The 6,617-nt window shown below is 60.5% G+C and carries 7 protein-coding genes; 2 read left to right on the forward strand and 5 right to left on the reverse strand.

The genetic code is table 11. The annotated features are described in order from the left end of the window. Nucleotides 1-729 precede the first annotated feature (729 nt). From MKW15_RS16610 to MKW15_RS16630, 5 genes are all read right to left on the reverse strand, one after another. Nucleotides 730-1,863, reverse strand: coding sequence for an FtsK/SpoIIIE domain-containing protein (locus MKW15_RS16610; RefSeq protein WP_240860164.1), 1,134 nt, complete (start codon nt 1,861-1,863; stop codon nt 730-732). A 155-nt stretch (nt 1,864-2,018) separates the two neighbouring features. After that, nucleotides 2,019-2,477 carry a hypothetical protein gene (locus MKW15_RS16615; RefSeq protein ID WP_240860165.1) on the reverse strand — a complete coding sequence of 153 codons (459 nt, stop codon included), beginning with the start codon at nt 2,475-2,477 and terminating at the stop codon, nt 2,019-2,021. After that, the gene (locus MKW15_RS16620; protein WP_240860166.1) at nt 2,470-3,255 is read right to left on the reverse strand and encodes a hypothetical protein; all 786 of its coding nucleotides are present in this window, start codon (nt 3,253-3,255) and stop codon (nt 2,470-2,472) included. Before MKW15_RS16620 ends, MKW15_RS16615 begins: the two co-directional genes overlap by 8 nt. After that, on the reverse strand, nt 3,252-3,593 hold the full coding sequence (locus MKW15_RS16625; protein WP_240860167.1) for a hypothetical protein: 342 nt from the start codon (nt 3,591-3,593) through the stop codon (nt 3,252-3,254). Before MKW15_RS16625 ends, MKW15_RS16620 begins: the two co-directional genes overlap by 4 nt. A 103-nt stretch (nt 3,594-3,696) precedes the next feature. Continuing rightward, nucleotides 3,697-4,083, reverse strand: coding sequence for a hypothetical protein (locus MKW15_RS16630; protein WP_240860168.1), 387 nt, complete (start codon nt 4,081-4,083; stop codon nt 3,697-3,699). A 1,109-nt stretch (nt 4,084-5,192) separates the two neighbouring features. On the opposite strand from MKW15_RS16630, the gene MKW15_RS16635 reads away from it, so the two are divergent. Beyond that, entirely contained in the window at nt 5,193-5,858 is a 666-nt protein-coding gene (locus tag MKW15_RS16635) for a DNA methyltransferase (protein ID WP_240860169.1), read from the forward strand. Continuing rightward, a partial coding sequence (locus MKW15_RS16640) for an Eco57I restriction-modification methylase domain-containing protein (RefSeq protein ID WP_240860171.1) occupies nt 5,851-6,617 on the forward strand: 767 nt, incomplete at its 3' end. The genes MKW15_RS16635 and MKW15_RS16640, both read left to right, overlap by 8 nt.

The raw sequence follows: 6,617 nt of genomic DNA on the forward strand, positions 1-6,617 counted from the left end.
CGAACGTGGACGGGGCCAGGCGCATTCAGGCCAGCCTCCCGCTGCTTAGCCCATTCGTGCAGTGTGTTGCTACTCACCGTCGTCAGCTCAGACACCTGACGCGCGGTCAGCAGCTGAGGCGGGCGACCACTCTCATCCATTCTCTTGACTCCTTCGTAATTCCTTTGTGCCACTGCGTAATTGCCCGCACCCCGATGTCTGAATGGTTTGCCGAGACTGCGGCCCAATTGTCAAGGGCGCCTACGGCGTCGCTACGCGATGGCCTTCGGCCACCCTGGACAAGGCCACACTCCCGGCACGGCGGCATCTATCGGGGCGCGGGAGGATGTGGATGCAGGCGACGTTCATCTCGATTCCTCCTAGCGACCCTGCTCACCGCGCGAACATCTTCTGCAACAGCAGACGGGAGCTCGCGAACCTGATGTTCGAGAGGGATCAGCATCTCGCGAAGGCTGTTGAAGTCCGCCGTAATCGCGGGATCGTCGTCGTAGCGTCTGACGCTGACGCCACGCAGAATTGCGCGCGCCAATATGTCAGCCGACCGCCCGGCCACCATCACCCTGTGAGTTCGGAGCTTGCGGGGTGTCAGGTCACGAAGATCGGCCAAGACCTGCCGAAGCCTTTGTGCTACTTCACGATCGACTCTGTCTCGCCCTCGTTCGGCTGCCCATTCGGCAAGCACCTCCGCGCACACCGAACGATGAGCATGAGTAGGGAAGCGCACGACAATCATCGTTCGACCTCTGGCAGCGACCTACGAAGATGTGCCGTCGCCAGCCCAAGCCGTGCCAGGTCCGCTGGGGACACCATCCACGACCGCGCAGTTACCAGTGGCCCGGCTTCCGGCGCCATGATCACCATGCCGGGACGCTGCGCCAACCTCTGCGGGTCAGGTTCACCGTCCACCGGCATCCGGCCCAACGCGGCACGCACAGCCTCAGCAGTACTCAGTCGGCCGACGAGCCTCATGGCCGCCTTGTCTCGGATGATCGAGGGCAGACTGTCCGTCGTCGGCTTCTGAGTTGCCACCACAGTGAACAGGCCCGACGACCGACCCCGGTTATAGAGATCAGCAAGAACGTTGGTCATCTCCGACTCCGCCGCCTTATCCTCCTTCGACTTTGCGCCTGACAGGAAGACTTGCGCCTCATCGACGACCACTACGAGCAGTGGCCGATCGTTATCTGGTGGGTCGTGCCAGAAACTCGTCGGCGGACCAGCGCCGAGCGCGCCCGCCTTTCGCCAGTTATCGAATCCGCGCCGGAATTCCAATGTGCGCCTGTTCAATTCGTCTCGATAGGGGGTGAGCACTTCCAGTGCTGCCTGCCGGTCCACCGTCGGGAGCACAGTCTGAGCTCGCGAATCGAGCCATAGGAAATCGGCCCCGCCCTTGCCATCAATGACCGCGATCTGGACCGCAGGATGTTGTGCCCATCCTGCGAGAAGAACGTTGATCGTGAAGGTTTTTCCGCCGCCCGCCTCGGCGCCATAGACGATACCGTTGCGGTCCTTCAGTGGTAGAAAAGCCCAGGCGCCGCGCTCCGTTTTGCCGAGCAAGATTGATGTCAGATCATCTGGCGCACAGGGCGGTATCGTTCCCCCGACTGTTGCGGTCAGCGGATCCTCGACGACGAGCGTCAGGTGCAGCTCTGTACCGACCGAGTCGACCCGTACGGGTGTTCCGAGTTCCTCTTCCAGCACCGCGATTCGCTGGCGCAGGTGTTCCGCCGCGATCCAACCGCCGTCAATCGCTACGGTTGGGCCAAGGGCCGACGCCCACACGCGTTTCAGCGGCGGGGTTGCCGTCGACGGCACTGCAGCGGCGGCACAGGCATGTGCGCCCAGACGGATAACTGATCCCATCCGAGTACGAGGTGCCAGCGCGGCAGCAGCTGCTGCTGCGAGTTGTACACCTGACCGGTCGACGATGCGAGCAGCTCCGCACGACGCGCAGAACCTCGGCCACACGCTTTCGAGAAGAGCGAGCGCCGACCGGCCCCGCACAAGCTCATGTGAAGTCATCGCGGTCCTCGCATCGCCATATACGGGGTGTCGTAGTGCGCCTTGTAGGCATCGCAGGACCACCACCCCGGATAGGTGATTTCCAGTCGGCGCATCCGAGCCGATGATGCATTTCGGCCTACCTTCGCCGACCTCTTGACCACCGCTGTGATCAGGAAGGTCCCACCCACCACGACGATTCCCATACCGAGCGCAGTCATTACGAATATCCCGATCGCGGCTCCACCCGATCCTTCCGGACTGGCTGCAGCGGCACCAGCCAATACCAGGGCCGCGAAGCCGGTCACAGCGACCGCGCAGAGTCGAGCCACGAGCACTACCGTCGCCATACGACGCTCTGAGGCTGCAATCTGCGCATCGTGATTCGCGAGCCACGCGAACGATGCCGCCGCGACCTGCTGAGGCACATCACCGGGTTGTCGGACGCCACCCGACAGCCGATACGGTTCAGTCATCGTCACCACCCATGACAGAGTTCGCGACGTTGACCGCCTCGACTTCTGGTAGCGAGATCCCGAACTCTCGCGCCTCGACTTGACACATATGCAGAGTCCACGTTGCTATCCCTGGTGCAGGGCCAGCCGCTTTAGCGTCGATCTCCCGATACAGAGTTTCCATGAACGCATGTACTCCGTAACGACGAAGCGGGTGCATCAGCGTGACGAACTCGGTATGGTCCAGGCCACGACCGAGATACGGCGTCAACGCCTTTGCCCACGCAGCACCCCGAAAAGCACACCAGTCGGACGGCGACGACGTGCTGTCACCCATACGGGCCGCAAGGCCCGCCTGCAAGGCAATTCTGCGCGCCGTTTCACAGGCCGGCGTCCACTTCGGCCCACGGGCCTCGTCCATCTCGTCCACTACGTCACGCGGAATGGCTTGCTCTATCAGCATGACGAAAACCGCCGACCGCCAACGTGGTCCACCGAGAGCTACAAAGTCGTCGACACTCGGCGCGACCGTGCGCAGCATTTCAATGACGTCGTCTTCGAAGCGGTCTGGTGACATCCACCAGGGCTCACCAAAACCGCGTCGACGCAGGATCTCTCGTGAGACATACACCTCGCTACCCATACGACTCGCGCGGGCCAACGCGTGAGCGACGGTTACGCCGCCCCATTCACGCTCTGCTCGTGTCGACTTCGCCCATCCCTCGGATTCCAAGATCGCGGCTGCTGCCCGAAGATTCTCGCGCACCATCGCGGTGGCAAGCTCATCCAGATGAGTCATCGCGCGACCTCACCGATACCGTTGGCCAGTGTCGCCAACCACAACTCGGTTTTCGAGATATCGCCGCCGAAAAGCTCACCAGCCCAACGCTGAACAGCTTCCGTTCGAGTCCAGCCCAGCCCTGCCAGAATCACCGACGGTTGGTCTTCCGGGTCCGTCACCGCACCCCAGCCCGAACCTCCGAGTTGATGAATGATCCCACCCACAACGAGCGCAACAACGAGGCGTTCGCCGGTCGACCACGCCCAGAACCCAGACCGATCCCAGCCGTGGGCACCGACCATATTCACTCGTCGGAGCACATCGGAGTCACGAGATGATCGAACTGCGTGCGTCATGGTCACCACCCCGATCCCGTCCACATAGCCACCTGAACGATCACTGTCGCTGGTAGGTCTGTCGTGTAAAGCCATGCAACCCAGACCATGTGAGCAGCGCTCATCATGCACCCACCTTCTCCGACGACTTCGCCTGAGACGAGGCTCCGGATGCGGAGGTGATCCCCGGAACCTCAAACCACAGACCGCCACCGCCGTTGTTTCCCGTCCACACGTTCGCGATGACGGGACCGGTGAACTTCAGCGGCTCGAAGTCCGCGAAGCGCGGCACCGGGCCATACACGGTGAACTTGGCAGCCGACTTTTCTTCTGCTGCTGGGAATTTCACCAGGACATCGACCTCGACGCCCACGACCCCATCGCGCGCCTTCGGCGTCTCCGTCCACTGACCGTTGACCTTCTCCCGGCGCACCGCCTGGCGCTGAGCCACAAACCACACCGCCAGGCCCGCCGTATCCACGGGCACTGACTCCAACTTGCTGATCGCCATTACGGCCTCCTGCTGGATTTGACTCGACCGATCTGGCCGATGCACCCATGAGAGCACAGGATTCCGACATCGCCGGTGAGCGTGACAGGCGCATCCCGGCGCGCTCACGCGGTCCGAGTTCCGTTGTGGCCTACCATCTTTCAGGGTGTCTGTGTAAACTCTAGTACTTAACCAGCAGCGATAGCATGTCCCCAGACGGAGCCCGCTCGCACGGCCCAGAGGAACTGTGAATAGCCAAGGTGTAGCAATGTGATGAGCATCACATTATTGCTTAGTGTCCAACGGCCCGCCACGCACCAAAACCTCGCGGCGTGCGCACGTTGGGCACCTTCCTGAGGTATCTGTTCGCAACCGGTCGTAGGCGCTACCGGACACCGCGGTCTTCACTTGCGCCCGACCGAAGTGGTAGCGCCAAGTGCCTATTCGGCCACCAGTACGTGGACCACGTATTCCGGCCATTGGCGATGCCAAGGTTGAACCTCTCGCGGTATTCAGGTCGGTCGAGCCACATGTGACTTGCCACTGAAAATCAAAGCCGACCCCTCGAAGGTCGCCTTGCGCCACCGGAGCTGCATCCCTCACAGGCGCGACGACCTGTGGTGATACGCTGCGAATCAACCTACGAAAGAGTAGCTGTGACCAGCATCGTTGAGGAGATTGCTCAGAAGGCGCTTGTCCGCCGGGCTCACCAACGCTTGCTTGCAATTGGTGAGATGCGAGACGCACGCAGCCTTGAGCGGTCAAAAAAGAGTCAACGCGAGATCGCCGCAATTCTCCGAACCACCCAGCCAAGGGTGGGCCGGTTGCTCCGCGAGGCCCGGATACTCGGCGAGGCCACGACACCTGAGGAGATCATCCTGCGCGCCACCGTAGAGGGCACAGCCCGCAGGCTTCTAGTCAAACGCCTGTGTGCACTCGACTACACATTCACCGAGGCGACGATTCAGCATCGGGGAAGTCCGAAGCAGGGAACATGGGGTCAGGTGGCCGCTGCCCATAGATCTGGGTTGCTGGGCGACATGGAGTACGAAATTGTCAGGTCGATGGTTAGACCACCCGCGGTAACACTTTCTAGCCGCAACCGGTCCTGCGAGCAATAGGAGATTCGGGTGGTGAACACCGGCCCAATGGAATACGTGAGATCTAGGGCGCGTGTCGCCGATCATGGTGAGGTCTTCACGCCTCCATGGTTGGTCGAAGCGATGCTCGATATGGTAAAGAGCGAGTCGGAGCGTATCGATTCCCGATTCCTAGAGCCGGCGTGCGGCTCGGGCAACTTCTTGGTTCCCGTACTCAAGCGCAAGCTCGCAACGGTCCATGCGCGCTACGGCAACGCCGACTTTGAAAGGCGACACCAGGCACTTTTCGCGCTCATGTCGATATATGGAATCGAATTTCTGGACGACAATGTCGCCGAATGCCGCAACAGCCTCGTCGAGGTAATTGCCGAGTACCTCGCTGCGGCACCAGACGATGACTGGCACAGAGCCGCAACGGCCGTTGTCGAAGCCAACATCGTCCACGGCGATGCATTGACGTTGACCACACGCGAGGCAGAGGCACGGCCGATCGCATTCCCAGAATGGGCATACATTGGCAAAGGCATATACCGCCGCCGCGACTTCCGCTACGACACGCTGGTGAAGATGTCATCATTCGCGGCGGAAGACACGCTCTTCGCTGATCTCGGTCAGCACGAAGTATTCATACCCGCGAAAGATTACGGACGCCTATCAGTGAAAGATATTGCGGCGAACGAAGAGTCCGATGCCTGAGCAGGTAGCCTTCTCCCTCGGCAACCGGAATCCCGACGTTCTGACTTGCATTGCCAACCTATCGAACGACGAGGTCTTTACTCCACCGGAGATTGCGAACCGACTGCTCGACCAAGTCGCCAAAGCGTGGGCGGAAGACCATGCTGGAGAGAACATCTGGGCAGACAGGTCCCTGAAGTTTCTTGATCCCGTCACCAAGTCTGGCGTATTCCTTCGAGAGATCGCCAGGCGTCTGATTGATGGTCTTCAGGAAGACATCCCGGACCTAAGAGAACGTGTCGATCATATCGTCACCAAGCAGCTGTTTGGGATTGCCATAACAGAACTGACCAGCCTGATCTCACGAAGAAGCGTCTACTGCTCCAAGTTTGCCGACGGGAAGTACTCTGTAGCAACGTCATTCACCAGCGCTGAAGGCAATATCTGGTTTGAAGGGCTCCAACACAGTTGGGCTGGTGCGACAGAGTTCGTCGAAACAGCAGATAAAGACGGCAACCCGGTCAGACGGGGCGTGAACGGCAGGTGCACCTTTTGCGGGGCCAGCCAGAAGACCTTTGACCGTGGCACGGGTCTGGAAACTCATGCCTACGCCTTCATACATACCGACGACATCAATGCTCGTATTGCCGAGCTGTTTGGAGACGACATGCAGTTCGACGTGATTATCGGCAACCCGCCGTACCAACTCAACGACGGTGGCGGAGCAGGATCAAGCGCTTCTCCCATATACCAAAAATTCGTCGAGCAGGCAAAGAAACT

Origin of the sequence: Gordonia gummivorans (genome assembly GCF_022513585.1) — a bacterium.
Classification (GTDB): Bacteria; Actinomycetota; Actinomycetes; order Mycobacteriales; family Mycobacteriaceae; genus Gordonia.

Excerpts from the sequence above, each read along its gene's own strand:
- MKW15_RS16610 (WP_240860164.1), bottom strand. The coding sequence starts at position 1,863 with ATGGGATCAGTTATCCGTCTGGGCGCACATGCCTGTGCCGCCGCTGCA.
- MKW15_RS16615 (WP_240860165.1), bottom strand. The coding sequence starts at position 2,477 with ATGACTGAACCGTATCGGCTGTCGGGTGGCGTCCGACAACCCGGTGAT.
- MKW15_RS16620 (WP_240860166.1), bottom strand. The coding sequence starts at position 3,255 with ATGACTCATCTGGATGAGCTTGCCACCGCGATGGTGCGCGAGAATCTT.
- MKW15_RS16625 (WP_240860167.1), bottom strand. The coding sequence starts at position 3,593 with ATGACGCACGCAGTTCGATCATCTCGTGACTCCGATGTGCTCCGACGA.
- MKW15_RS16630 (WP_240860168.1), bottom strand. The coding sequence starts at position 4,083 with ATGGCGATCAGCAAGTTGGAGTCAGTGCCCGTGGATACGGCGGGCCTG.